Consider the following 26,188-nt stretch of genomic DNA (forward strand, 5'->3'; position numbering starts at 1 on the left):
ATCGTACGCCGAACGCGTGCCCGGGCGTGCCCCGGACGCACCCTCAGTGCTCGTCCCTCACACTCAACGTACCCCGAACGGGGGACAGACGAGCCGTCCTGCGCCGGGGAAAATCCGGCGCCGGACGGCTCGCGGGTCCGCAGTGATCGCCCCGGGGCCGATCAAGGGCGGTTCAGGACTGCTTGGTCTCCCAGAAGATCTTGGAGATCTCCTCGATCTTGGCCAGCAGCTGCTCGGCGGTCGCCGGGTCCATGCTGCCCTTGGTGCCGCCCGCGCCGGCCAGCTTCGTGGCCTCGTTGAACAGCGTGTTCAGCTGCGGGTACTTCTCGAAGTGCGGGGCCTTGAAGTAGTCGGTCCACAGCACCCACAGGTGGTGCTTCACCAGCTCGGAGCGCTGCTCCTTGATCAGGATGGCGCGGGTCCGGAAGGCCTCGTCGGAGCTGTCGGCGTACTTCTTGGTGATCGCCAGGACCGATTCGGCCTCGATCCGGGCCTGCGCCGGGTCGTAGACGCCGCACGGCAGGTCGCAGTGGGCGTGGACGGCAGTGGTGCGGGAGAAGATCCGCGAGAACATTTGAGGTTCCCCTATCTTGTGTGCCGGATTGCCGGACAACGTGATGCCACGACCCTACTGCCCGCCATAGTCCGGCGCGTGACATGGTGTGGTCCGTGAGATCGGCCACGGACCCCGGCACGGCGCGCTGGTCCGTGCTGCGGGTGAGCGGTCCGTCGATGGTCCCGGCCCTGCGCGACGGGGACTTCGTCCTGGTCCGCAGGACGCGCCCGGGAAGGATCCGCCCGGGTGACGTGGTGGTCGCCCGGCATCCGGGCCGCACCGACGGGATGCTCGTCATCAAGCGCGCGGCCCGTCCCGAGAACGGGGGCTGGTGGCTCCTGAGCGACAACGAGTTCGTGACCTCGGACTCGCGCGAGTTCGGCGCGGTGCCGGACGCCGCAGTCCTGGCCCGCGCCGTACTGCGGCTTCGGGACCCGTGCCGGGTCGCCCGGATCCCGAAGAAACGCTGAAGTACTGATGCGCTGAAAGCGCCGAAAGTGCTGAAAGCATGCGGCCGCCCGACGGGAAAGACCCGTGGACGGCCGCTGAGGCGCTGTGAGTGACTCCGGCGCGGCGAAGCTCCCAGTGGGGCTGGGAACTCCTCAGCGGCCGGGTGCGGCGCTTCCGGCGCCGGCCATGACCTTGGCGCCGGCGGCGGTCGCGGCGGTCGCGGCGGCCTCGGCCTCGACGGCCGCCGCGGCACGTGCCTGCTCCTTGCGCCGGGCCCGGTAGGCGGCCACGTTCGCGCGGGTGGCGCAGCGGTCCGAGCAGTAGCGGCGCGAGCGGTTCGTCGAGGTGTCGATGAACACCTCGCGGCACGGCGCGGCCTGGCAGACGCCGAGCCGGTCGAAGCCCAGCTCGGTGGCCTGCACCGCCAGGCCCATGGCCGCCTTCGCGCCGTAGACGGCGGCGATGGTCGGCGCGCCCTCGGCCAGGTGCAGGTGCCACGAGGCGCCGTCGTGGTCGGTGACCACCGGGCGGATCGGGTACTGCTTCATCAGGGAGTTGAGGACCTGGACGGCGCGCGGGACGCGCCCGGACTCGGCGGCGTCGAAGACCTCGCGGAGCCGGTCCCGGATGGCACGCAGCTCTGCCACGTCGGCGTTCGTGACGCGGCACCTGCCCTCCGGCGCCAACAGCTCCTTGGCCTGCTCACACGTGGTGAGCGTGTCCCGGTGCCGGTAGGGGTCGGCGGTGTTCACCAGCGACACCGCCCGATCTGCGTAGGATGCGAGTTCCACGGTCTTCTGTCCTTGTTCGCCTTGCAGTGCGGCAGGCGCCCGTTGCCCGACGTTCTGCTCGTTTAGTAGCCATGACGGTACGCCGTTCGGGGTCGCTGCGCGAGGGTCAAATCATCGCTGATTCGCCCACCCGTCTCCCACCACCACCCGTTGAGGAGACGCTTCGCGCCACAGCATTTCTTAGATTCGACACATCCGACCTTTGTGGGGAACGGCCAACGAAGCGGCCGCGGAACGCTCTTGGAAACGTTCCGCGGCCGAATGAGGCCGGATCCAGGGATCCGGGCCGCTCAGCGCACCTTCGCCAGGAAGGCCTGGGTGCGTTCGTGCTGCGGATCGCTGATCACCTGGCGGGCGTCGCCGTGCTCCACGATGACGCCGCCGTCCATGAACGCCACGGTGTCGCCGACGTCCCGGGCGAAGCCCATCTCGTGGGTCACCACGATCATCGTCATCCCGGAGTCGGCCAGCGCCCGCATCACCGCGAGCACGTCCCCGACCAGTTCGGGGTCCAGCGCCGAGGTCGGCTCGTCGAACAGCATGAGCGAGGGCTGCATGGCCAGGGCCCGGGCGATCGCCACCCGCTGCTGCTGCCCGCCGGAGAGCTGACTGGGGTAGTTGCCGGCCTTGTCCGACAGCCCCACCTTCTCCAGGTGCTCGCGGGCCTCGGCCAGCGCCGCGTCCCGACTCTTGCCGAGCACCTGCATCGGCGCCTCGATGATGTTCTCGAGCGCGGTCTTGTGCGGGAACAGGTTGAACCGCTGGAACACCATGCCGATCGTGCGCCGCTGCTTGGCGACGTCGCGGTCGTGCATCTCGTGCAGCCGCCCGTTGCGCTCGTGGTAGCCGACCAAATGGCCGTGTACGCAGATCCGCCCGGCGTCGATCTTCTCCAGGTGGTTGACGCAGCGCAGCAGGGTGGACTTGCCGGAGCCGGACGGGCCGATCAGGCAGGCCACCTCGCCCTCGCGGACCGCCATGGAGACGCCCTGCAGGACGTCCACGCGGCCGAAGGACTTGTAGACGTCCTCGATCTCGACCGCGGGGCGGTCTGCGGACCGGCCCGAGCCGAGGCCCTGGGGGACAGTGTCCTGGGTCATGTCCGTCCCTCCCCGGTGGGTGCGACGGTGTACGAGGTCCGGCGCCACGACAGGTTCCGCTTGAGCAGCTTCTGCAGCGGCGTGGGCGGCAGGTTCCGGCTGGAGCCGCGGGCGTAGTGCCGCTCGACGTAGAACTGGCCGATGGACAGCACCGTGGTGAAGAACAGGTACCACAGCGAGGCCACGACATAGAACGGGATCGCCTTGAAGTACAGGTGGATCGCCGACTCGCTGGCGTCCGTCAGCTCGACCACGCCGATCACCGAGGCCAGTGACGAGGTCTTCAGCATGCTGATGGTCTCGTTGCCGGTCGGCGGGATGATGACCCGCATCGCCTGCGGCAGCACGATCCGGCGCATGATCCTCGCGCGCCGCATGCCCAGGGACGCCGCGGCCTCGGTCTGCCCCTCGTCCACCGACAGGATGCCGGCGCGGACGATCTCGGACATGTAGGCGGCCTCGTTCAGTCCCAGCGCGAGCACCGCGGCGGTGAACCGGGTGATGGTGGAGTTGGTGTCCAGGTGGAAGAACTGCGGCCCGAAGGGCACGCCGAAGCCGACCTGCTGGCCGACCAGCGCCGCGATGTTGTTCCAGAACAGCAGTTGCACCAGCACCGGGGTGCCGCGGAAGAACCACGTGTAGGCCCAGGCCGCGCTGGCGGACACCGGGTTGCTCGACAGCCGCATCACGGCCAGCAGCACACCGCCGATGATGCCGATGAGCATCGCGTAGACGGTCAGCTGCAGGGTGACGAACACCGCCTGGACGATGGTGTGCCAGAAGAGCCACTGCCGGACCAGGTCCCAGCCGAAGTTCTTGTTGAACGCCAGCATGTTGAAGAACATGAGGGCCAGCACGGCCAGGACGGCCGCGCTGATCCACCGGCCGGGACGCCGGACCGGTACCGCACGGATCGCGGCGGGCCGGGCGGCGTCCAGGACGGACGCGTTGTCCGCGTCCGCCGTCGGATTGCTCTTACTCACTCGCGGCTCAGCTCGTCGCCTGGTTCAGACCGGGGGTGGTGTAGTCGCCCGCCTGGATCCCGTACTTGGTGGTGAGCTGGTGGTAGGTGCCGTCGGCCACCAGGTCCTTCAGGGCGGCCAGGAAGGCCTGCGACAGCCCGCTGTTGCTCTTGGCGATGGCGATGCCGTAGGGGGCGCCGGAGTAGAGGTCGCCGACCGCCTGGAAGTTGCCGCTCTTGGCGTAGTAGTCCACGACCGGGGAGTCGGCCAGGACCGCGTCGCAGCGGCCCGAGGACAGGGACTCGTTGATCTGGTCCTGGGTGTCCTGGGAGAGGGTCTTGATGTCCGGCTTGCCGGCCGCCTCGCAGGCCTTGTTGCGGGTCGGGATGTCCGGGTTCTCCTGGATCGTGCCCTTCTCCACGCCGATGGTCAGGCCGCACAGCGACAGGTCGGTCGGGGAGTTGTCGGTGAGGTTCTTCGGGTTGCCCTTGGGGACCATCAGCTTCGTACCGGCGTTGAAGTACGTCACGAAGTCGTCGACGCCCTCACGCGTCTTGTTGTCCGTGATGGAGGACATGCCGGCGTCGTACTTGTTCGTCGAGATGCCGGTGACGATGTCGTCGAAGGTGACCTCGGTGAAGTTCGCCTTCAGGCCCAGCTTCGCGGCGATCGCGTTGCCCATGTCCACGTCCCAGCCGACGATGTTGCCGTTCTGGTCCTTGGACTCGTTCGGCGGGTAGCTGGGGTCGGTGGCGATGGTGATGGTGCCCTTGCTCTTGATCGCGGCCGGGACCAGGGCGGCGGCCGCGCTGTCGACGGCGCCCGAACCCGAGGAGGAGGCGGCGGAGGTCGTCGACCCGGACGAGCTGCTTCCCGGCTTGCTGCCGCTTCCGCAGCCTGCCGCGGTGAGGACCAGCGCGATCCCCGCGGCCCCGACTATGACGGCCCTGGATGTTCTCCCGGCTCGCATGTGTTCTCCTCCTGGTGGGTTATCCATTACCCGCTCAAGCAACGTTCATGGGGTACGGTGCTGGAATCCTTGCACCGGCAAATGGCTGTTGAACATAGGCAGCCATGTAAAAATCGCATCACGGGCGAACCCCGCGTCGTCGGTGCGACAGCGTCGAACGGACCCATCGGACCTTGTGAAGCGCGGTACGGAAGAGCATCCGACTGCAGCCGAACGAGCCCGGCGAACCTCCCCTCAACCCCTCAACAGGTTCACGGTCCGGCCTTTACCGTTCCCTCAACAAGCCGCTCGCGGCAGCTAGGGGTAAGCCATGTCAGGGCAGCTCATCCCGACCCAGTCCCTCGAAACCGACACCGCCGATGACGAAGTGGGCGATACGGGCGAAACGCCCGTCTTCGACCTGCACCGCGGCGGGAAGATGGAGGTGCGCGCCACGGTCCCGCTCCGGGACCGGGCCGACCTCTCGCTGGCCTACACGCCGGGTGTCGCAGAGGTCTGCAGCGCCATCGCCGCTCGTCCGGAGCTCGCGATGGACTACACGTGGAAGGCGAACACGGTCGCGGTGGTCACCGACGGCACCGCGGTCCTGGGCCTGGGCGACATCGGACCGCTGGCCGCGCTCCCGGTGATGGAGGGCAAGGCGGTCCTGTTCAAGCAGTTCGGCGGGGTCGACGCCGTCCCGGTCTGCCTGGACTGCACGGACGTGGACGACCTGGTCGAGACCATCGCCCGGCTGGCCCCGGCCTTCGGCGGCATCAACCTGGAGGACATCTCGGCCCCGCGCTGCTTCGAGGTGGAGCGCCGCCTGCAGGAGCGCCTGGACATCCCGGTCTTCCATGACGACCAGCACGGCACGGCCATCGTGCTGCTGGCCGCCCTGCGCAACGCCGCCAAGGTCGTGAACCGGCCGCTGGCGGACCTGCGCGCGGTGATCTCCGGCGCCGGCGCGGCAGGCGTGGCGATCGCCAAGATCCTGCTCGACGCGGGCATCGGGGATCTCACCGTGGTGGATTCCCGAGGGATCGTCTCCGCGGAGCGCACCGATCTGACCCCGGTGAAGGCCGAGCTCGCGGCGATCACCAACCGGGCGCGGCTCACCGGCGGCCTGGCCGAGGCGATGCGCGGCGCGGACGTCTTCATCGGCGTCTCCAGCGGCCAGGTCCCCGAGGAGTACGTCGCCACCATGGCCCCCGGCGCGATCATCGCGGCGATGGCCAACCCCACCCCCGAGATCCACCCCGACGTCGCGCACAAGTACGCCGCCGTCGTGGCCACCGGCCGCTCGGACTTCCCCAACCAGATCAACAACGTCCTGGCCTTCCCCGGCGTCTTCGCCGGCGCCCTGTCTGTCCGCGCCTCGCGCATCACCGAGGGCATGAAGCTGGCCGCCGCCGAGGCCCTGGCAGCGGTGGTCGCCGACGAACTGTCCGCCGACAAGGTGATCCCCAGCCCCTTCGACGAGCGGGTCGCCCCGGCCGTCACCGCGGCCGTCGCCGACGCCGCGCGCCGCGACGGGGTCGCCCGGCTGTAGCCGCGGCCGTGGCCGAGGCTGTATTACTTTGCTCACGGGACACCGGTTCCCGGCAGCTGCTCAGGAGCTGCCGGGAACCGGTGTCCTTTTCTCAGGTGTCCCTTGGCGTGTCCGGGGGTTGTGCGGTGAAGTGAGGGCATGACCTCTCACGATCCTGATGCGCGTGTCATGGCCTTCGATCTGGACGGCACCCTCGCCGAATCCAAGTCCGCGATCACCCCCCGCATGGCGGGCCTGCTGGTCCGCCTCCTGGACGAGGTCCAGGTCTGCATCATCTCCGGCGGTGCCTTTCCCCAGTTCCGGACCCAGGTTCTGGACTATCTGGACGCCACCCCGGGGCAGCTCGCCAAACTGAACCTGATGCCGACGAACGGGACGCGCTACTACCTCTACCGCGACGAGAACTGGCGGGAGATCTACTCCGAGGATCTGCCCGAGGCCACCAAGCGCACGGTGATCGACGTCCTGACCGAAGGCGCGAAGACCCTGGGCCTGTGGGAGGAGAAGACCTGGGGCGACATCGTCGAGGACCGGGGGAGCCAGATCACCTTCTCCGCCCTGGGCCAGCAAGCCCCCGTGCCGGCCAAGAACACCTGGGACCCGGACGGCTCGAAGAAGGAGCGCCTGCGCGCCTGGGCCGCCGAGCGGCTGCCCGGTCTGGAGGTCCGCAGCGGCGGCACCACCTCGATCGACGTCACCGCGGAGGGCATCGACAAGGCCTACGGCATGCGCAAGCTGATGGCCGAGCTGGAGGTCGGCATGGCCGGCATCCTCTTCGTCGGCGACCGCCTCGACCCGCAGGGCAACGACCACCCGGTCGAGGCGATGGGCATCCGCTCGGTGGCCGTGAAGAACTGGCAGGACACCGCGGACTTCGTGGAGAACTGGCTGGAGAGCTGACCGCTCACCGCGGCTTGATCTGCTTCAGCGCCGGCTCGGCCCCGGCCTTGGCGAGCACCCGGGTCCAGGCCCGCTGCTGGGCCGGCGTCAGCCGCACCGGGACGGCGATCCGCAGGACGTCGCCGTCCCGGGGCACGATCTGTTCGGTGGTCTCGGTGACCAGACCCCAGTGCCGCCCGGCTTTCTTCGGCAGCCCCATCCGCCAGGCTTCCCCGTGGCCGCCTCGCACTTCCCACAGCAGAGTCCGGGCCAGACTGCCGGTCACCGGATGCGTGATGTAGTGCTCCAGCCAGTCCTCCAGCGGGATCTCGCGCCGCTCGCCCTGCGCCGACGCCAGGCGCGTGCGCGCCGCGCGGACCGCGGTCCGCAGCTCGGCGGCGAGCTCCGAGACCTCCCGCAGCGCGTCCTGATCCACCGTCGCCGCGGTCGGCCTGCCGGCCAGCGGCCGGCCCTCCACCGCCTCGGGCCCGCTGCGCTCGTGGTAGCGGACCTTCACCCGGCCGCCGAGCTGTATCCGGATGATCGCCACGTGGTCCGGTCCCACCGAGATCCGGACCTGGCGGGCGCCGTCCAGCCCGAAGGTGCTGACCGTCCACTCCGGCGCGTCCGAGAGCGTGCGCAGCCGCCGCTTCAGCTCCGAGTACGCCGCCTTCCGCAGCGCCGCCAGCCGGGCCTCGGCGGCCAGCTGGTGCAGCGCCGGCGGCACCAGTTCCCCGTGCACCGCGGCCAGCGCCCGGATCGCGGCGCGCGCCATCGGCATCGATCCGGCGGTGAGCCGGGACTGCTGTGCGGCCAGCCGGACCAGCAGCGGCACCGCCTCCTCGGCGGGCAGCAGGGACAGGGCTTTGATCAGGCCGCTGACGAACTCCGCCGACTGGGGCGGCGTCAGCCCTTCCTTGTCCACCAGCCGGCTCAGGGCCAACCCGGCGTGCGGCGCCCGATCGACCAGGCGGCACGCGGCGGCCTCGTCCCACGGGGAGCTCCGCTCGCAGTAGTCCAGCAGGGCACTGACGTCGGCGTCGTCCGCGAGCGAACCGAGCAGCCGCTCGTACGCGCCGTCTTCGAGGTAGCGCCACGGGATGCGGTCCTGCGCCGGCGCCGCAGGCTCGGACGACGCGTCCGGCTTCCGCCCGAAGGCGGCGCCGGCCGCGTCGGGGCTGCCGGCAGCCGACGCCTGTCGAACGTCTGCCGCCGTCGCCGTCGCTGCTGCCTTCGCCGCTGCCTCGCCGGGTGCGTTTGTCGGCACCGCTGTGGACGCCTCCCCGGCCGCCCCGGCGTCGCGCCGCTTCCGCCGCCCCCGCAACCACCCCATCGCACGCCCCTCTTATGGTCGGTCAACTGGTCGGTCAGCCGGTCGGTCAGCCGGCCGGTCAGCCCTGCTGCGCGGCCCACGCCACGTGCTGCTCCCACACCCGCTTCCACAACCGCTCCTGCGCCACGTCGCCGACGCCCGGCAGGCGCAGCGAGAACAGGTCGGCCAGCGCGTCGAACCACTCCTCGGAGTCGGTGATCTCGCGCGTGGTGAGCGTGGTCCCGTCCGAGCGGGTCAGCACACAGCCGCGCAGATGGTCGACGCCGGCGGCGTCGCGCCGGTACACGTCGAGGTTCTTCACGAACACGGATTCCGGATTCGTTTCCATCCACTCGTGCCGCGCCAGGAAGTCCGGCAGCGCCGCGATCCGCTCCTCGAACACCATGCCGGTGAACGAATCGGCCTTCGGGTCGTGGGTGAAGCTCCACCCCGACGCGCCGTTCTCGAACCGGGTGCGCTCCAGCTTGTACGTGTACGGGCCCTGCACCGTCTCGCCGGGAACGCACAGCACCGGCTCGTGCGGCCCGTCGCCGAGTCCGGTGTCGCAGTAGTAGAGGGTGTCCTCGGCCTCCACGAGCAGCACCAGGTGGTTCGGCTCGTCGATGATCGGCCCGAGCCCGTGGCCGCCGCGGTCCTGGCTGCGCCAGACCCGGCCGCGGTGGGTCGTCACGTCGTAGCCCAGGGTCTCCAGCAGAGCCCCGAACCCGCCGTTCAGGTGGTAGCAGTACCCGGACTCGCCGGCCACGATGCGGGCCGCCGAGTCGTACGGGTCCGGTGTCGTGCGCTGGCCGAGGTGGACCTGCAAGGAGGTGTACGCCACACGTTCCACGTGCGCGCGGTGCAGCGCGAAAAGGCCCTCGATGGTGGGCTTTCCGGGATGCTCCATGCCCAGGCGGCGGAGATACCCCTGGACGTCTATGTTCGCCATGGTGACATAGGGTAAAGCAGTCTTCAGGCGTTGGCGGGCGCGATCTCGTCAAGGACGTGCGCGGGGGTGGCGTAAGCCCCTGATTCGCGGGGATGGTGGACCACGAAATCGGTGAAGCCGAGTTCCTCGACCCGCCCCGCGACCTCGTCGAACCGCGCCTTGGACTCCATCGTCCGCAGCGGCGACAGGCCGGTCAGCAGCAGCCGCGGCAGCGAGGCCGGATCCCGGCCCTCCTTCTCGCAGGCCTCGTCCAGCTTCTTCGTGACCTTCTCCAACGCGGCCCAGGTGTCGGCGGCGGTCGGGCCCTCGCCGTCCCGGCCGGCCAGGGTGTCGTCGGCGATCCACAGCTGCGCGTGCTTCACCACGGTCCGCAGACCCAGCGGCCCGGTCGCGGCCAGCCCGAAGGGCACCCGCGGCTGCTGGACGCAGCCCGGCTCCATCCGGGCGTCCACCGCCTCGTAGTAGGTGCCGCGGTAGGTGGTGCGGGTCCGGCCCTCCGCCGCCCCGCGCAGCAGCTGGTCCAGGATCTCCACCGACTCCCGGTAGCGCTCGCCGCGCTCCTTGGCCGGCCAGCCCTCGCCGTCCGGGCCGTAGCCGAGCACCCGGGCGTCCGGGCCGAAGGAGCCGGCGCCGTAGCCGAGGATGAAGCGGCCCTGCGAGACGTCGTCCAGGGACATGATCTCCTGGGCGAACGGCACCGGATGGCGGAAGTTGGCCGAGGCCACCAGAGTTCCCAGTTTGATCCGTTCGGTCACCGTGGCGGCCGAGGCCAGGGTGGTGACCGCGTCGTACCAGGGGCCGTCCGGGATGCCGCTGAAGGTGATGTGGTCGTACGTCCACGCGTGCTCGAACCCGAGTTCCTCCACCCGGCGCCAGCGCGCGGCGGCCTCGCGGAACGGACGGTCGGGCAGGACGCAGACGCCGAGACGCAACATGCCCCCGAGCCTATTACGATCACCCCAGGAATGGAGCGGGCGGCAGGCCGCGGGTGAACACAGGATCGATGATCAACGGAGCCGGACTGTGCGGACGTTCTGGGGCGTGTTCGGGAGCCTGATCGTGCTGGGCACCCTGATGTCGGAGGTGCGGACCCTCGTGGTGCCGCGGGTCTTCCGTCCTGGGCTGTCGAACCTCCTGGGGCGCACCGTCTACCGCACATTCCAGCTGATGGCCAACCGCTTCGACCGGTACGAGACCAAGGACCGCATCCTGGCCTACGCCGGACCGCTGTCCGTGGTCACCAAGCTGGTCGGCTGGCTCGGCGCCTTCCTCATCGGCTACTCCATGCTCAACTTCTCGCTCGGCGCCCTGGGCTGGCGGGCCTCGGTCCGCGAGGCCGGGTCCTCGCTGCTCACCCTGGGTTTCGCCTCCGCCGACAAGACCCGGCTGAACGCGATCGACTTCTGCGCCGCAGTCACGGGACCGGTCTCCATCGGCCTGCTGGTCGGCTACCTGCCGGCGCTCTACTCCGCCTACGCCAGGCGCGAGACCGAGGTGACGATGCTGGAGGCGCGCGCCGGCGGTCCGGCCTGGGGCCCGGAGATCCTGGCGCGCTATGCGATGGTCAACCTGAACGACCAACTCCCGGACCTCTATAGAGGATGGGAGCGCTGGACGGCCGACGTGTCCGAGAGCCACACCAGCTATCCGGTTCTCATCTATTTCCGGTCCCCCCGCGCGCAGCGCAACTGGCTGATCGCCCTGTTGGCCGTCATGGACGCCGCCGCCCTGCACGTGTCGTTCAACCCGTCACAGAACGTCGGCGAGATCCGCATGGCCTTGCGCAGCGGCTATGTGACCCTTCGCGAGATCGCTCGCACCGAGCGCGTGGCCTATAACCCGGACCCCTCTCCGGACGACCCGATCCTGCTCACCAAGGAGGAGTTCCTCTATGGCGTGCAGCGAATGCGCGCCCAGGGCTATGAGTTCGAACGGACGCCTGATGAGGCGTGGCCGCATTTCCAGGGGTGGCGTGTGAACTACGAGGCGGTGGCGTACGCCCTGGCCTACCGCATCGACGCGGTCCCGGCCCGCTGGTCGGGCCCGCGGCGCACCTCGGAGGCGCAGATCGACGTCATCACCCCGGTGAACCGGCAGCCCGCGAAGTCCAAGCCGGTGGCGGACGACGTGCGGGGCTGATTTTCCGCCCCGTGGATCACCATTCCCCAGTTCATGATCACGCAGTAGGTTCCGTACGCGGCTCACGTCGACTACGGAGGGGAACCATGTCTTCAGACCAGTACGGACCCGGCTATGGCCAGGGCGGGCAGGGGTACGGGCAGGGCGGGCAAGGCGGCCAGGGGTACGGCGGGCAGGGGTACGGACAAGGCGGACCCGGCTATGGGCAGCAGCCTCCCGGCTACGGCCCGCCGGCGGGCGGTCAGGGCAGTCAGGGCGGTCAGGGCGGACCCGGCTATGGGCCTCCGGCCGGCGGTCCGGGCGGACCCGGTTACGGCCCCGGCCCCGGCGGCCCCGGCGGTCCCGGCGGACCCGGCTACGGCCCCGGGCCGAGCCCGTACGGCGGCCGGCCGCCGCAGGGCGCCGGCTACCCGGTGAAGGTGCAGTTCCAGTACCCGGAGAAACTGAGCCGGGGCCTCATCTTCGTCAAGATCTTCATGCTCATCCCGCACTTCATCGTGCTGTACGCCCTGGGCCTGTGCGCCGGCATCGCGAGCTTCATCGCCTGGTGGGCGATCCTGTTCACCGGCCGCTACCCGCGGGGGCTGTGGAACTTCGTCACCGGCGTCCTCCGCTGGCAGACCCGGGTGTCGAGCTACATGTACCTGACGCACGACGCCTACCCGCCGTTCTCGCTCGAGGACCAGTAGGTCCCGTCGAGCATGTGCTCGAGCGTCGCGGCGTGGTTCACCAGTCCGTCCGGTTCGGCCGGGGCCTCCTGCTCTCCGAACCGGACGCGGCGCTGGTTCACCCGGGCCATCACGATCCCGTGCCGCAGCGCGGCGTACACCTCGTAGAACTCCCGATCGCGGACGCGGTAGCCGGTGAGCGCGGTGTACTCCTCGGCCACGTCGCCGAAGGACAGGAAGTCCGGCAGCCCGGGCAGGCCGAAGAACTCCGCGAGGTCCTGGAAGAACCGGTGGAGGAAGACGAGCCAGCCGAGGTCCACCTCGCGGGGCGCGATCCCGGCCATCTCCCAGTCCAGGACCGCCGCCGGGGCGAAGTCCCGGTACATGATGTTGCCGATGCGGGCGTCGCCCCAACTCAGGACCGGGGTGTCGACGGCGGCCGGCCAGTGCGCGTCGAGCCAGGCGAACGCCTTCTCCAGGATCGGGATCGGCTGCGCGCCGTGGGCCCAGGCGTTGTACGCGCGCCAGCCCTCGACGTGGGCGCGGAGCGCGGTGTCGCCGTCCGCTCCGAGATCACCCAGAAAGGTGACCTCCGCGGCTGTCACGGGGATGGCGTGGATGCGCGCCAGGGCGGCGACGGTCGTGTTCCGCAGGACCCGCCGCTGGTCGTCGGTGGCCTCGAAGAGCCAGTTGTCGCCGAAGGTGTAGGGCAGGATGTCCGGCGGCACCAGGCCCTCGACGCGCTCCATCACGAAGAACTCCGCGCCGAGGATTTCCGGGTCGGATTCGTACCAAAGAGTCCGGGGCACCGGAACCGCCGTGCGTTCGCCGACCAACGCCATGACAGTGAACTGATCCCGCATCCGGTATTCGGGGAAGATGGGCATGGCGTCGGAGGCGGGCGCCAGGCGCGCGACGCATTGGGAGAACTGCGCCCGGCCGTCGGGGGAGGTCCAGTGGGCGTCGAACAACAACGTCTCGGAGGACATCCCGTTGGTCTGAGGTGTTCGGACATCCGATATCCCGACAGCCGAACCGCCGGTCCGGCGGGACAGCCAGGGTTCGAGGGCGGCCCGCAGTGCCTCGGGGTCGCGGGTGCTGGTCTGGGGCCGGGTGGCATCCGGTCCGGCTTCGGCGTTCCTGCTCGGTTCGCTCACGGCGCGGACTATAAGCAAGGTAGCGTCAATGCGACATACACCTGTCGGGGATGGCAGTCTGTGACGGCCGAGAGCATTGCGATTGCCACTTCAGAACGACGCAGGGGGACGGACTGTGAATCCGGACATCGACCACATCAGAAGACTCATCAGTGACCGTCTCACCACCGAGGACAACGGTGAGGTCGGCCTGGACCTGTCCAATCTGGGTCTGGCCGGGCTCCCCGCCGACTTCGGCCGTCTGCCGGAGCTGCGGCCCGTCACCTTCCTGAACCTTTCGGGCAACCGGCTGCTGGACCTGCCCGAGACGCTCGGCGAGCTGACGGGCCTGCGCCGGCTGTGGCTGGACGCCAACGGCTGCGAGGAACTGCCGCCTCAGGTGACGCTGCTGACCGGACTGATCGAGCTGAGCCTGACCGGCAACGGCCTGGCCACGCTGCCCGAGGAGTTCGCCCGGCTGGAGCGGCTGAGCAGCCTGTGGCTCGATGAGAACGCGTTCACCGAACTGCCCGACGCAGTCGGGCGCCTGGGCGAGCTCACCCAGCTGTATCTGCAGAAGAACCAGCTGCCCGAGCTGCCGAACTCGCTGGGCTCGCCGAACCTGCGCACCCTGGTCGTGGACGGCAACCGGCTCGCCGAGCTCCCGGACTGGATCGGCGACACGCAGACCCTGGTGTCGCTGTCGGCCGACGACAACGTCCTGACCGAGCTGCCGCCGAGCATCGGGGCCCTGATCCGGCTGCAGGAGCTGAGCCTGACCGGCAACCGGCTGCGCAAGCTGCCGACCTCGATCGGCGACATGGCCTCGCTGACCAAGCTGTACCTGCAGAAGAACCAGTTGCAGACCCTCCCGGCGTCCATCGGCAATCTCAGCGAACTGCAGACCCTCGCGCTCAGCGGCAACCACCTGGAGGAGCTCCCGGCCTCGGTCGCCGACCTGAGCCGGCTGACCGAGCTGAACCTGGCCGACAACTGGCTGACCCACGTCCCGGAGGCGATCGGCCGCCTGGCCTCGCTGGACAAGCTGAGCCTGACGTACAACCGGCTCACCGAGCTGCCCCCGTCCCTGGGCGCGCTCCGGGTCCTGACGTCCCTGGACGTCTCCCGCAACAGCCTGCGCGACCTGCCGGACAGCTTCGACGGCCTGGCCAACCTGGACACCCTGAACCTGGCCCAGAACCCGCTGACCTCCCTGCCGGCCTCCGTCGGCGCGCTCAAGCGGCTGACCTGGCTGTCGCTGGCGTACTGCGACCTGGAAGCCCTCCCGGCGGGCCTGGGCGGCCTGCACCGCCTGGAGACCCTGGACCTGGTCGGCAACAACCTGCGCGAGCTCCCGTTCCAACTGTCCGGCCTCGGCGCGCTCACCACCTTGAACCTGGCCTCGAACCAGCTGTCCTGGGTCCCGCGCACCCTGGGCCTGCTCCGCAACCTGGTGACCCTGGACCTGGCGGACAACGAGCTGTCCTCCCTCCCGCGGGCCCTGGGCGGCCTGGAGTCACTGCGCAAACTGGACGTCGCCGAGAACCAGCTGTCCTGGGTCCCGCGCTCGGTCTGCGACCTGCCGAAGCTGGAGGCCCTGGTCCTGCGCGGCAACCGCCTGGCGGACCTGCCGACGAGCAACTGGCAGAAGCTGACCCTGAAGGAACTCGACCTCAGCGACAACCCGCTGCTGTCCGCCGTCCCGGAGAACTGGGACGTGGGCACCATGGCCCTGACCGCCGACAAGGCCCTGTACGGCGCCCTCGGCGACCGCGTCCCGGCCGACAAGCGCGACGCCGTAGCGCAGGCCGGCGTGGAGGAGGCCGAGCGAGCCCGCCGCCACGAGGCGGACGCCATCGCCGGCATCGTCGGCGGCGTGGTGCACGCCGAGGCGGCACTGATGGCGCACGCGGCGGAGGCCGCCGTGGAGGCCGCGGTCGAGGAGGCGTTCGCCGAGGCGGCCGCCTCGGCGCAGGGCGATGGGGAGAACGGCGAGAACGGGGACAACGGCGAGGCGGCGCACGGGGGGAACGAGGACGGCGCGGCGATCGAGGCCGCTGGCGCAGCGGAGCTGGAGCCGGAGCAGGAGATTGCGTCCGAGCAGGAGCCGGGGCTTGAGGCCGAACTGGAACCGGGGCTCGAGGCTGAGCCGGAACCCGGGCCGGGGCTCGGGGTTGAGCCGGAATCCGGGCCGGGGCTTGAGGCCGAGCTGGAATCCGGGCCGGAGCTCGAGTCGGAGCTGGAACCGGGGCTCGAGTCCGAGCTGGAATCCGGGCCAGGGCTTGAGTCCGAGCTGGCCGAGCTGGAATCCGGGCCGCACCCGCACCCGCATCCGCAGCCGGAGTCCGAGCTGGAGCTCGAGGCCGAGCCGGATTTGGAGGTGGTGGCCGAGGTTGAACCGAGCCCCGAGCCCCAGCCTCAGCTAGCACCCGAACCTGAACCGATCGAAGCCGAAGAGGTCTCCGCAGACCTCGCGGCACTCGCTTCGGCCACCGCCCTCGGCGACCCGGCGACGGCCCAAGCGCTCGCGCAGACGATCGTCTCGGAGGAGATCGACTCCGAGCTGGCCGAAGTTCTGAACGCCGGCGGGGTCCTGGACGCGGCGGTGGCTTCGGCCGAGGCGCAGGTTCTCGCCGCGCTGCATGCCGCGGACGAGAACGCGCTCCGGGCGCTGGCGCGGGCCGTCCTGGAAGAGGCGGCCGACGCGGTGCGCCGGGAGCTGGCGGCGGAAGTGATCGTCGGCGACGGCGGGCTGGTGACGCAGACCGGCTCCCCGCATCTGGCCGCGGAGATCGCGGAAGCGGCCGCGGAATTCGAGGACGACAAAGCGGTGCGGCTCGCCGCGCAGGCCGTGGCCGCCGCCGAAGCGGGTGACGACGATGCGGCACTGAGCGCGGCCCATGAAGCGGCCGCCGCCGAGGAGGCCGCGCTGCTTGCCGAGATGGTGGCCCAGGCCAACCGGGCCGATGAGGCGGAGGCGGCTGCGGCGGCCGAGCAGATCGCGGCTGAGCAGGCGGCGGCTGCGGCGGCCGAGCAGGCTGCGTTTGAGCAGATTGCGGCTGAGCAGGCTGCGGCTGAGCGGATCGCGGCCGAGCAGGCGGCTGCTGCGGCTGAACAGGCCGCGGCGGAACAGATCGCGGCTGAGCAGGCGGCGGCCGGTATCCATCTGCCGACTCATGGCACCAACGGTGCCGTGATCGAGCAGGGCCCGCACATCGCGCCGGCCGGAACCGGCTCGCACGCGGCGGTCCACGGTGCCAACGGCAATGGCGCGGTGTTCGGCGATCACTTCGACTCTCGCGCCCCGCAAGCCGATGCGCGCGCCGAAGCGCCGACCGGCTACATCGCTCCCGCCGAGCAGCAGGACCTTCGCGCCCTGTACGCCGAAGCGGTAGCGGCCGATGAGCCAACCGTCGTTCACGAGCCTGTGCCCGATGCCGACGCCGCCGAACTCGCCGACCTCGACGACGGCGCCCAATTCGTCGAGACCCTCTCCGCCGACGAGCGCCAGGCCCGTATCGACCAGCGTGCGGCCGCGGTGTTCGGCGAGCCGCAGCAGCCGTCGATCGCCGCGTTCCCGGCGCAGCGCGGGGCCGGCACCGTCGCGGAATTCGCGGCCGCCGCGGCCGACGAGGTCATGGTGGTCGAGGAGCCGGTCGCCGTCGTGGAGGAGCCGGTGGTGGTGTTCCAGCCGGTGCCGGACCAGCCGACCGTGGTCTACGACGGGCCCGCGTTGGTGGTGGACGAGGAAGTGGTCGAGGTCGTGGAGGGCCCCGATTCCTTCGCCGCGCGCCCGATCCGGCCCGGGGCCTTCGAGGAGCGCGGGTGGCAGTCCGGCGAGTCCGATGCCGACCGCACCCACATCGGCGCGCCCCCCGGCTACGGCCCGCCGCCGGCGCCCTCGCAGCCCTGGCGCAGCAGCAGCTGACAGAAACAGGCTGACCGAAACAGTCAGTAAGCCGACAGCAGGCTGACAAAGCCGTACGCGCCCCGGTCCGGGCTTCTCGGGCCGGGGCGCGGTCGTTGGTCCCGGAAACCGCCCGGAGAGGCGCTCGGAGCCCGGCAGCCGGGTTCCAGCGGCCGCGCGCCTACTCCACGACGACCGTCACCTCGAACTCCATCAACGCCATCGGCGTCACGCATTTCTGCGCGGTCCCGCACGTCTCCCGCGATGCCGTGATCTCCGCCGTCCCGCGTGCCCGCGCCATGAACGTCCGCGGCGGCGCCGTGCACGTGCTCCCCGGCGGCCGGCACACGATGATCATCGGCGAGACGCCGGGGGCCAGGACCGCGGGATTGGTCGACGCCGGTGCGGAGGGCCACGGGAACTGCTCGGCGACGATTTCCGTGCCGATCGCTACGTGGAGAGTTGTTCCACTCTGTGCAGGTGTGATCGTTATTGTCCCGTGTGCGGTACTGGGTGCCGAAGCAGGCGGGCTCGGATGGGGCGACGACGGCGCCGACGGCGAAGCCGGCCGCGACGGCGCCGACGAGCTCGACGGCGCCGATGAAGACGGGCTCCCGGAAGCCGAACCGCCCTGCGCGCCCGAATCCGAAGGGGTGCTCGGCGGCGACTGCGTCGTGGACCCGGAGGCGCTCCCCGGACCCGTACCAGACCCCTGAGACGAACTCGCCGAGACCGTCCCCGTGCCCGACCCCGCCGAGGTCCTGGCGTTCACCTGATTGGCTGTCCCGGAGCAGGAAACCGTTGTGAAACCAAGGAGAACGGCGCATGCCGCGACGGAGCTAACAGAAAGCCGGCGCCGGTGCATCACAGTCCTCCTCGTCGACGAGCGTCCTGGAACCCCACGCCTGCAACCTACTCCCGTGCGCAACGGTGCCGAGGGCTTTGCTGCTTGCAGAGCTCAGGCGGGTGCGCAAGTCGGTCTTAGCCCACGGGAGGTGGTACCGCCTATATCACAACACCTCCGCTTTTATCCGGTTGGATGATCTTCGTGGGCTGATGATCGTTGATCTTCCGGTGATCTCGATCACACTTGCCCGCACCCCTGTGGCGCAGCCCACACGGCGCAGGCGTAGGATCAGCCCGAAAGAAGGCACCGACCGTTTCGTGGCGCTCACGGTCGTGCTTGTGAAACCGCCTCTCCACACACTGGGTTCACGGCACGGCACTGAACGTCGCGGGAGCTTGTGAAATCAGCCACAAGTAGCGTGAGCAGGGCCCACTCGTCCAGAAATTGACACAAACCTGCCTGACAGGACGTCACCCATGAACAGTTACGCGCCGATTCTGGTGCTCGGCGGCCTGGCCGCCGGGTTCGCCGTGTTCTCGGTGGTGTCGGGGATGCTCACCGGACCGAAGCGGTACAACCGCGCCAAGCTGGAGGCCTACGAGTGCGGCATCGAGCCCACTCCGCAGCCGGTCGGCGGCGGCCGCTTCCCGGTGAAGTACTACCTGACCGCCATGCTCTTCATCATCTTCGACATCGAAATCGTGTTCCTGTACCCGTGGGCGGTGCGGTTCGACTCTCTGGGCTGGTTCGGCCTGGTCGAGATGGTGTTCTTCATCCTCACCGTCTTCGTCGCCTACGCCTACGTGTGGCGTCGCGGCGGATTGGAATGGGACTGACAGATGGGCCTGGAAGAGAAACTGCCCGCAGGATTCCTCCTCACGACGGTGGAGGGCCTGGCGGGCTATATGCGCAAGTCGTCGGTCTGGCCGGCGACGTTCGGCTTGGCCTGCTGTGCCATCGAGATGATGGCCACCGGCGCCGGACGCTATGACCTGGCGCGCTTCGGCATGGAGCGGTTCTCCGCCACGCCGCGGCAGGCGGACCTGATGATCGTGGCGGGCCGGGTGAGCCAGAAGATGGCCCCGGTCCTGCGCCAGGTCTACGACCAGATGGCGAACCCCAAGTGGGTCATCGCGATGGGCGTGTGCGCCTCCAGCGGCGGCATGTTCAACAACTACGCGATCGTGCAGGGCGTGGACCACATCGTGCCGGTCGACATCTACCTGCCGGGCTGCCCGCCCCGCCCGGAGATGCTGCTGGACGCGATCTTGAAGCTCCACGAGCAGATCCAGAGCATGCCGCTGGGCGTGAACCGTAAGAAGGCCGCGGAAGAGGCCGAGAAGGCCGCGATGAACGCCAAGCCGACGATCCTGATGGAAGGGCTCCTTCGGTGACCGAAAACGTACCCGCGGTCCCGGAACAGGGTGCTGACTCCGACTCCCCGGGTGGCGAGCTGATCGCCACCCGCAAAGGCATGTTCGGGGCCCGCAACGGCGGAGACACCTCCGGCTACGGCGGCCTGGTCCGCCGGATCGAGCTGCCCGGGGCCAGCGAGCGCCCCCTCGGCGGCTACTTCGACGTCATCGCCGACGAGCTCGAGGGCGCGCTGGAGGAGCAGGGCCTGCCCCTGGAGGCCGTCAGCGGCTACGTGGTCTACCGCGGCCAGCTGACCATCCACGTGCCGCGCGAGCACCTCGTCCCGGTCGCCAGGACCCTGCGCGACGACCCCGCGCTGCGCTTCGAGATGTGCCTGGGCGTCACCGGCGTGCACTTCCCCGAGGAGGCCGGCCGCGAGCTGCACAGCGTCACCGGACTGCTGAGCATCACGCACAACCGCCGGATCCGCCTGGAGACCACCGCTCCGGACGTCGACCCGCACATGCCCTCGCTCTACGAGGTCTACCCGACAGTCGACTGGCACGAGCGCGAGACGTACGACATGTTCGGCATCATCTACGACGGCCACCCCGGCCTGACCAGGATCCTGATGCCGGACGACTGGCTGGGGCACCCCCAGCGCAAGGACTACCCGCTCGGCGGCATCCCCGTCGAGTTCAAGGGCGCGCAGATCCCGGCTCCGGACCAGCGGAGGGCCTACTCATGACCGTCATCGACGAGACCGGCGAGTCCGTCTACGACAGCGACAGCGAGGGCCGTGCCTTCACCGTCTCCGGCGGCGACTGGGACGAGATCCTCTCCGGGCTTCAGGAAAGCCCGGAGGAGCGCATCGTCGTCAACATGGGGCCGCAGCACCCTTCCACGCACGGGGTGCTCCGCCTGATCCTGGAGATCGACGGCGAGACGGTGACCGAGGCCCGCTGCGGCATCGGCTACCTGCACACCGGCATCGAGAAGAACACCGAGTTCCGCACCTGGGTGCAGGGCACGACCTTCGTGACCCGCATGGACTACCTGACGCCGCTGTTCAACGAGACGGCGTACTGCCTGGCGGTCGAGAACGCGCTGGACATCGAGGACCAGATCCCCGAGCGGGCCAGTGTCATCCGGGTCCTGATGATGGAGCTCAACCGGATCTCCAGCCACCTGGTGTGCCTTGCCACCGGCGGCATGGAGATGGGCGCGCTGACGATGATGACCGCGGGCTTCCGCGAGCGCGAGGAGACGCTGGACCTCTTCGAGTTCATCACCGGCCTGCGCATGAACCACGCGTACATCCGCCCCGGCGGCGTCGTGCAGGATCTGCCGCCCGGCGCGGTGGACAAGATCGGCAGCTACATCAAGCTGATGCGCAAGCGGTTCCCGGACTACGCCAAGCTGTGCAACGAGAACCCGATCTTCAAGGGCCGCACCGAGGGCGTGGGTCACCTGGACCTGGCCGGCTGCATGGCGCTGGGCATCACCGGCCCGACGCTGCGCGCCACCGGCCTGCCGCACGACCTGCGCAAGTCCGAGCCGTACTGCGGGTACGAGACCTACGACTTCGAGGTCGCGACCTGGGACACCTCCGACTCCTACGGCCGCTACCGGGTCCGCCTGGCCGAGATGTACGAGTCGCTGAACATCGTCGAGCAGTGCCTGGAGCGCATCCAGCGCACGCAGGGCCAGCCGGTCATGGTCGCCGACCGGAAGATCGCCTGGCCGGCGCAGCTGGCGCTGGGCAGCGACGGCATGGGCAACAGCCTGGACCACATCCGGCACATCATGGGCGACTCCATGGAGGCCCTGATCCACCACTTCAAGCTGGTGACCGAGGGCTTCCACGTCCCGGCCGGCCAGACCTACGCGGCGGTGGAGTCGGCGAAGGGCGAGCTGGGCGTGCACGTCGTCTCCGACGGCGGCACCCGGCCCTACCGGGTCCACTTCCGCGACCCGTCCTTCACGAACCTGCAGGCGACCGCGGCGATGTGCGAGGGCGGCCAGCTGGCCGACGTCATCGTCGCCATCGCCTCTCTGGACCCGGTTATGGGTGGAGTGGACCGTTGAGCAACTACGAACACCTCTTGAAGCTGGACGGGGAGGCGGACCAGGTCGTGGCCCGCTACCCGCAGTCCGGCTCGGCGCTGCTCCCGCTGCTGCACCTGGTGCAGAGCGAGGAGGGCTTCGTCTCCCCGGCGGGCATCGAGTACTGCGCCGACAAGCTCGGACTGTCCACCGCCGAGGTCTCGGCGGTGGCGACGTTCTACACGATGTACAAGCGGCGCCCGGTCGGCGACTACCACGTCGGGGTGTGCACCAACACGCTGTGCGCGGTGATGGGCGGCGACGCCATCTTCGCCACGCTCAAGGAGCACCTGGGCGTCGGCAACGACGAGACCACCGAGGACGGCAAGGTCACGCTGGAGCACATCGAGTGCAACGCGGCCTGCGACTTCGCGCCGGTGATGACCGTCAACTGGGAGTTCATGGACGACATGAACCCCGACAAGGCGGTCCGGGTCGTCGACGAACTGCGCGCGGGCAAGGAAGTGCACTCCACCCGGGGACCGGCGCTGTGCACCTTCAAGCAGGCCGAGCGGATACTGGCCGGGTTCGAGGACACCCGGCCCGGAGCCGTGGCCGGGGGCGGGGCCGCCGGCCACGCCACGCTGGCCGGCCTGCTGGTCTCGCAGGGCCGGACCCCCACGGGTCCGGCTGTCACCACGGAGGCGTCCGAGTAATGGCACCCGAACTCACTCCCGTCCTGTCCCGCGGCTGGCTGGACTCCGAGCCCTGGACGCTCGCCGGCTACCAGCGGCGCGACGGCTACACCGCGGTCAAGCAGGCGCTGCGGATGCACCCCGACGAGGTCATCCAGCTGGTCAAGGACTCCGGTCTGCGCGGCCGCGGCGGCGCGGGCTTCCCCACCGGCATGAAGTGGGGCTTCATCCCGCAGAACGACGGCAAGCCGCACTACCTCGTGGTGAACGCGGACGAGTCCGAGCCGGGCACGTGCAAGGACATCCCGTTCATGATGGCCAACCCGCACGAGCTCGTGGAGGGTGTGATCATCGCGTGCTACGCGATCCGCGCCAGCCACGCGTTCATCTACGTGCGCGGTGAAGTGCTGCACGTCCTGCGGCGTCTGCAGGCCGCGGTGCGCGAGGCGTACGAGGCCGGGTTCCTCGGCAAGGGCGTCTTCGGTACCGACTTCGACCTCGAACTCACGGTGCACGCCGGAGCCGGCGCCTACATCTGCGGCGAGGAGACGGCGCTGCTGGACTCCTTGGAAGGCAAGCGGGGACAGCCTCGTCTGCGTCCTCCCTTCCCGGCCGTCGCAGGGCTCTACGCCAGCCCCACCTGTGTGAACAACGTCGAGTCCATCGGTTCGGTTCCCGCGATCGTGCGCAACGGCGTGGACTGGTTCAAGGGCATGGGCAGTGAGAAGTCCCCGGGCTTCACGCTGTACTCGCTGTCCGGCCACGTCAAGCACCCCGGCCAGTACGAGGCGCCGCTGGGCATCACCCTGCGCGAGCTGCTGGACTACGCCGGCGGCATCCGGCCCGGGCACCGCCTGAAGTTCTGGACGCCGGGCGGCTCCTCCACGCCGATGTTCACCGAGGAGCACCTCGACGTCCCGCTGGACTACGAGGGCGTCGGCGCGGCCGGCTCGATGCTGGGCACCAAGGCGCTGCAGATCTTCGACGAGACCACCTGCGTGGTCCGTGCGGCCCTGCGCTGGACGGAGTTCTACGCGCACGAGTCCTGCGGCAAGTGCACGCCGTGCCGCGAGGGCACCTACTGGCTCGTGCAGATCCTCAAGCGCATGGAGAAGGGCGAGGGCACCGAGGACGACCTCGGCAAGCTGCTCGACCTGTGCGACAACATCGTGGGCAAGGCCTTCTGCGCCCTCGGCGACGGTGCCGCCGCGCCGATCCAGTCCTCGCTCAAGTACTTCCGGGACGAGTACCTGGAGCACTTCGAGCGCGGCGGGTGCCCCCTCGACCCGTCTTTGTCCACCGCGTGGGCCGACGGCCCGCTGTCGTTCGCGAGGACCAGCGCATGACCGTGACTTCTGAGAACGCGGCGAACGCCGCCGGCAGCAAGAAGGAGGTGGCCGTGCCCACACCACCTCCCGTCGAACTCGTCACCATCACCATCGACGGCATCGAGCTGCGGGTTCCGAAAAACGAGCTGATCATCCGCTCCGCGGAGCGGATCGGCATCCAGGTGCCGCGGTTCTGCGACCACCCGCTGCTGGCCCCGGCCGGCGCCTGCCGGCAGTGCATCGTGGAGGTGGAGGGCCAGCGCAAGCCGGTGGCCTCCTGCACCGTCACGGTCGCCGACGGCATGGTGATCAAGACCCAGCTGACCTCGCCGGTCGCCGAGAAGGCCCAGCGCGGGGTGATGGAGCTGCTGCTCATCAACCACCCGCTGGACTGCCCGGTCTGCGACAAGGGCGGCGAGTGCCCGCTGCAGAACCAGGCGATGAGCACCGGCGCCGGGGAGTCCCGGTACGAGGGCGTCAAGCGCACCTTCCCCAAGCCGATCAACATCTCCAGCCAGGTGCTGCTGGACCGCGAGCGCTGCGTGTCCTGCGCGCGCTGCACGCGGTTCGCCGACCAGATCGCCGGGGACCCGTTCATCACCCTGATCGAGCGCGGGTCCAACCAGCAGGTCGGCATCTCGGTGGCCGAGGACCAGGACTTCGCGTCCTACTTCTCCGGCAACACGGTGCAGATCTGCCCGGTCGGCGCGCTGACCGGCGCCGCCTACCGGTTCCGCTCGCGCCCCTTCGACCTGGTCTCCTCGCCGTCGGCGTGCGAGCACTGTGCTTCTGGCTGCGGCCTTCGCACGGACCACCGCCGCGGCAAGGTCACCCGGCGCATGGCGGCCGAGGACCCGCAGGTGAACGAGGAGTGGAACTGCGACAAGGGACGCTGGGCGTTCCAGTACTCGCAGGCCCCCGCCGCCAAGCGGATCACCTCGCCGCTGATCCGCGACCGCGAGACCGGCGAGCTGCGCCCGGCCTCCTGGCCGGAGGCGCTGGCCTTCGCCGCCGAGGGCCTGGGCGCCGCGCGCGGCCGGGCCGCCGCCCTGGTGGGCGGCCGGCTGACCCTCGAGGACGCCTACGCGTACGCGAAGTTCACCCGGATCGCGCTGGAGACCAACGACATCGACTTCCGGTCCCGGCCGCACTCCGAGGAGGAGGCCGAGTTCCTGGCCTCGTACGTCGCCGGCTCCGGCCTGGCGACCACGTACGCCGACCTCGACCTGGCCCCGGCCGCGCTGCTCGTCGGCTTCGAGCCGGAGGAGGAGTCGCCGATCGTCTTCCTGCGGCTGCGCAAGAACGTGCTCGCCCGCAAGCTGGCGGTGGCGGCCATAGCGCCGTTCGCGACGCGCGGCCTGAACAAGCTCAGGGGCGCGCTGCTGAAGGCGGCGCCGCTCACGGAGCCGGCGTTCCTGGCGGCGCTGGCCGACGGCGGCCCGGACTCCGGTCTGGACGCCGCGGGCCTGAAGGCTGCCGAGGACCTGCGCAAGCCCGGGGCGGTGATCCTGGTCGGCGAGCGGCTCGCCGCCGTGCCGGGTGCGCTCACCGCCGCGGTGCGGCTGGCCGGGGTCACCGGCGCGAAGCTCGCGTGGGTGCCGCGCCGGGCCGGCGAGCGCGGCGCGCTGGAGGCCGGCGCGCTGCCGAACCTGCTGCCCGGCGGCCGCCCGGCCACCGACCCCGAGGCCCGGACCGAGGTCGCCGCCCGCTGGGGCGTGGCCAACCTGCCGGGCGCCTTCGGGCGCGGGGCCGACCAGATCGTGGACACCGCGGTACTGGGCGGCGTCGCAGGGCTCGTGGTCGCCGGCGTCGACCCGTACGACACGGCCGACCCGCAGTCGTTCCTGGACGCGCTGGACCGGGTGCCGTGCGTGGTCTCGCTGGAGTTCCGGCACACCGCGGTCACCGAGAAGGCCCACGTGGTCTTCCCGGTCGCCCCGGTCGCTGAGAAGTCCGGGACCTTCGTGGACTGGGAGGGCCGCTCGCGGTCCTTCGACACCGCGCTGGACGCCGACGCGGTCCAGGCCGCCGGGCTCGGCGAGATGCCGGACCTGCGGGTGCTGGACCGGATCGCCGACGCCATGGACGTGCACCTGGGCCTGCCCACGGTCGGCGCGGCGCGCGCGGAGATCGCGCGGCTGGGCCTGTGGCACCGGGAGAAGACCCCGGCGCTGGCCAGCACCCCGGCCGAGCTGCCCAAGCCGGCGGTCGGCGAGGCCGTGCTGGCCACCTGGCACTTCCTGCTGGACTCCGGGTCGCTGCAGGCGCACGAGCCGTTCCTGGCCGGCACCCGCAAGCCCACGGTGGTCCACCTGAGCAAGGAGACCGCCTCGGAGATCGGGGCTGCCGAGGGCGACCCGGTCACCGTCTCCAACGAGCACGGCTCGATCACCCTGCCGCTGCAGATCGCCGACCTGGCCGGCCGCGTGGTGTGGCTGCCCACGAACTCCAAGGGTTCGCAGGTGCGCCGCGCGCTGCGCGCGGACACCGGCTCGCTGGTCAAGATCGCACGCGCCGCGACCGAAGTGGAGGCCACCGCGTGAGCGCCCTCACGGTATTCGGGCAC

Annotated in this window: 24 protein-coding genes; 14 read left to right on the forward strand and 10 right to left on the reverse strand. The window is 70.1% G+C overall.

Annotation, left to right across the window (positions count from 1 at the left end; all coding sequences use genetic code 11):
• Window positions 1-172: 172 nt before the first annotated feature.
• Window positions 173-574, reverse strand: a complete 402-nt coding sequence (gene sodN, locus ABIA35_RS36370) for a superoxide dismutase, Ni (RefSeq protein ID WP_370338305.1) — start codon at window positions 572-574, stop codon at window positions 173-175.
• Between the two features lie 95 nt (window positions 575-669).
• Here sodN and sodX point away from each other — a divergent pair, with 95 nt between their 5' ends.
• Window positions 670-1,026, forward strand: coding sequence for a nickel-type superoxide dismutase maturation protease (sodX, locus tag ABIA35_RS36375; RefSeq protein ID WP_370360962.1), 357 nt, complete (start codon window positions 670-672; stop codon window positions 1,024-1,026).
• Between the two features lie 132 nt (window positions 1,027-1,158).
• Here the strand turns inward: sodX and ABIA35_RS36380 are convergent, their stop codons facing one another.
• The 4 genes from ABIA35_RS36380 to ABIA35_RS36395 all read right to left on the reverse strand — a co-directional run bounded on the left by ABIA35_RS36380 (window position 1,159) and on the right by ABIA35_RS36395 (window position 4,829).
• Window positions 1,159-1,797: a CGNR zinc finger domain-containing protein gene (locus ABIA35_RS36380; protein WP_370338309.1), complete on the reverse strand. Its 639-nt coding sequence runs from the start codon at window positions 1,795-1,797 to the stop codon at window positions 1,159-1,161.
• Window positions 1,798-2,087: 290 nt separating this feature from the next.
• Window positions 2,088-2,897, reverse strand: a complete 810-nt coding sequence (locus ABIA35_RS36385) for an amino acid ABC transporter ATP-binding protein (protein ID WP_370360963.1) — start codon at window positions 2,895-2,897, stop codon at window positions 2,088-2,090.
• Complete coding sequence (locus ABIA35_RS36390; RefSeq protein WP_370338313.1) at window positions 2,894-3,880, reverse strand: amino acid ABC transporter permease; 987 nt, start codon at window positions 3,878-3,880, stop codon at window positions 2,894-2,896. Before ABIA35_RS36390 ends, ABIA35_RS36385 begins: the two co-directional genes overlap by 4 nt.
• A 7-nt stretch (window positions 3,881-3,887) precedes the next feature.
• Window positions 3,888-4,829 (reverse strand): ABC transporter substrate-binding protein, encoded by a 942-nt coding sequence (locus ABIA35_RS36395; protein ID WP_370360964.1) that lies wholly within the window; start codon window positions 4,827-4,829, stop codon window positions 3,888-3,890.
• Window positions 4,830-5,139: 310 nt separating this feature from the next.
• Between ABIA35_RS36395 and ABIA35_RS36400 the strand changes: the two genes are divergently transcribed.
• Complete coding sequence (locus tag ABIA35_RS36400) at window positions 5,140-6,360, forward strand: NADP-dependent malic enzyme (RefSeq protein WP_370338317.1); 1,221 nt, start codon at window positions 5,140-5,142, stop codon at window positions 6,358-6,360.
• Between the two features lie 138 nt (window positions 6,361-6,498).
• Complete coding sequence (locus ABIA35_RS36405) at window positions 6,499-7,260, forward strand: HAD-IIB family hydrolase (protein ID WP_370338319.1); 762 nt, start codon at window positions 6,499-6,501, stop codon at window positions 7,258-7,260.
• Window positions 7,261-7,264: 4 nt separating this feature from the next.
• On the opposite strand, the gene ABIA35_RS36410 is transcribed toward ABIA35_RS36405, so the two are convergent.
• The 3 genes from ABIA35_RS36410 to ABIA35_RS36420 all read right to left on the reverse strand — a co-directional run bounded on the left by ABIA35_RS36410 (window position 7,265) and on the right by ABIA35_RS36420 (window position 10,435).
• Entirely contained in the window at window positions 7,265-8,506 is a 1,242-nt protein-coding gene (locus ABIA35_RS36410) for a DUF4132 domain-containing protein (protein WP_370360965.1), read from the reverse strand.
• A gap of 124 nt (window positions 8,507-8,630) precedes the next feature.
• Window positions 8,631-9,500, reverse strand: coding sequence for an arylamine N-acetyltransferase (locus tag ABIA35_RS36415; protein WP_370360966.1), 870 nt, complete (start codon window positions 9,498-9,500; stop codon window positions 8,631-8,633).
• 23 nt (window positions 9,501-9,523) lie between these two features.
• Window positions 9,524-10,435, reverse strand: a complete 912-nt coding sequence (locus ABIA35_RS36420) for an LLM class flavin-dependent oxidoreductase (RefSeq protein WP_370360967.1) — start codon at window positions 10,433-10,435, stop codon at window positions 9,524-9,526.
• Window positions 10,436-10,523: 88 nt separating this feature from the next.
• On the opposite strand from ABIA35_RS36420, the gene ABIA35_RS36425 reads away from it, so the two are divergent.
• Together ABIA35_RS36425 and ABIA35_RS36430 are read left to right on the forward strand one after the other, a co-directional pair.
• Entirely contained in the window at window positions 10,524-11,639 is a 1,116-nt protein-coding gene (locus ABIA35_RS36425; RefSeq protein ID WP_370338327.1) for a hypothetical protein, read from the forward strand.
• Window positions 11,640-11,725: 86 nt separating this feature from the next.
• Window positions 11,726-12,328 (forward strand): DUF4389 domain-containing protein, encoded by a 603-nt coding sequence (locus ABIA35_RS36430; RefSeq protein ID WP_370360968.1) that lies wholly within the window; start codon window positions 11,726-11,728, stop codon window positions 12,326-12,328.
• On the opposite strand, the gene ABIA35_RS36435 is transcribed toward ABIA35_RS36430, so the two are convergent.
• Window positions 12,298-13,464 carry a phosphotransferase family protein gene (locus ABIA35_RS36435; protein ID WP_370360969.1) on the reverse strand — a complete coding sequence of 389 codons (1,167 nt, stop codon included), beginning with the start codon at window positions 13,462-13,464 and terminating at the stop codon, window positions 12,298-12,300. The genes ABIA35_RS36430 and ABIA35_RS36435 overlap by 31 nt on opposite strands.
• Before the next feature lie 115 nt (window positions 13,465-13,579).
• Between ABIA35_RS36435 and ABIA35_RS36440 the strand changes: the two genes are divergently transcribed.
• The gene (locus ABIA35_RS36440; protein WP_370360970.1) at window positions 13,580-17,371 is read left to right on the forward strand and encodes a hypothetical protein; all 3,792 of its coding nucleotides are present in this window, start codon (window positions 13,580-13,582) and stop codon (window positions 17,369-17,371) included.
• Window positions 17,372-17,531: 160 nt separating this feature from the next.
• Here the strand turns inward: ABIA35_RS36440 and ABIA35_RS36445 are convergent, their stop codons facing one another.
• Window positions 17,532-17,708, reverse strand: coding sequence for a hypothetical protein (locus ABIA35_RS36445; RefSeq protein ID WP_370360971.1), 177 nt, complete (start codon window positions 17,706-17,708; stop codon window positions 17,532-17,534).
• A gap of 124 nt (window positions 17,709-17,832) precedes the next feature.
• Between ABIA35_RS36445 and ABIA35_RS36450 the strand changes: the two genes are divergently transcribed.
• The 8 genes from ABIA35_RS36450 (at window position 17,833) to ABIA35_RS36485 (ending at window position 26,165) form a co-directional block, all read left to right on the forward strand.
• Window positions 17,833-18,066, forward strand: a complete 234-nt coding sequence (locus ABIA35_RS36450; protein WP_370360972.1) for a hypothetical protein — start codon at window positions 17,833-17,835, stop codon at window positions 18,064-18,066.
• Between the two features lie 607 nt (window positions 18,067-18,673).
• A complete protein-coding gene (locus ABIA35_RS36455) occupies window positions 18,674-19,033 on the forward strand; it encodes an NADH-quinone oxidoreductase subunit A (protein ID WP_015796240.1) in 360 nt (119 codons plus the stop codon).
• Window positions 19,034-19,036: 3 nt separating this feature from the next.
• Window positions 19,037-19,591, forward strand: coding sequence for an NADH-quinone oxidoreductase subunit B family protein (locus ABIA35_RS36460; protein WP_015796239.1), 555 nt, complete (start codon window positions 19,037-19,039; stop codon window positions 19,589-19,591).
• Window positions 19,588-20,301: an NADH-quinone oxidoreductase subunit C gene (locus tag ABIA35_RS36465; RefSeq protein ID WP_370360973.1), complete on the forward strand. Its 714-nt coding sequence runs from the start codon at window positions 19,588-19,590 to the stop codon at window positions 20,299-20,301. Before ABIA35_RS36460 ends, ABIA35_RS36465 begins: the two co-directional genes overlap by 4 nt.
• Window positions 20,298-21,641 carry an NADH-quinone oxidoreductase subunit D gene (locus tag ABIA35_RS36470; protein WP_370338340.1) on the forward strand — a complete coding sequence of 448 codons (1,344 nt, stop codon included), beginning with the start codon at window positions 20,298-20,300 and terminating at the stop codon, window positions 21,639-21,641. Before ABIA35_RS36465 ends, ABIA35_RS36470 begins: the two co-directional genes overlap by 4 nt.
• Window positions 21,638-22,315: an NADH-quinone oxidoreductase subunit NuoE gene (gene nuoE / locus ABIA35_RS36475; RefSeq protein ID WP_370360974.1), complete on the forward strand. Its 678-nt coding sequence runs from the start codon at window positions 21,638-21,640 to the stop codon at window positions 22,313-22,315. Before ABIA35_RS36470 ends, nuoE begins: the two co-directional genes overlap by 4 nt.
• The gene (gene nuoF, locus ABIA35_RS36480; protein WP_370338345.1) at window positions 22,315-23,640 is read left to right on the forward strand and encodes an NADH-quinone oxidoreductase subunit NuoF; all 1,326 of its coding nucleotides are present in this window, start codon (window positions 22,315-22,317) and stop codon (window positions 23,638-23,640) included. The genes nuoE and nuoF overlap by 1 nt, the downstream gene beginning before the upstream one ends.
• On the forward strand, window positions 23,637-26,165 hold the full coding sequence (locus tag ABIA35_RS36485; protein WP_370338348.1) for an NADH-quinone oxidoreductase subunit G: 2,529 nt from the start codon (window positions 23,637-23,639) through the stop codon (window positions 26,163-26,165). Before nuoF ends, ABIA35_RS36485 begins: the two co-directional genes overlap by 4 nt.
• Window positions 26,166-26,188 lie beyond the last annotated feature (23 nt).

Source organism: Catenulispora sp. MAP12-49 (assembly GCF_041262705.1).
In the GTDB taxonomy this organism is placed as follows: Bacteria; Actinomycetota; Actinomycetes; order Streptomycetales; family Catenulisporaceae; genus Catenulispora.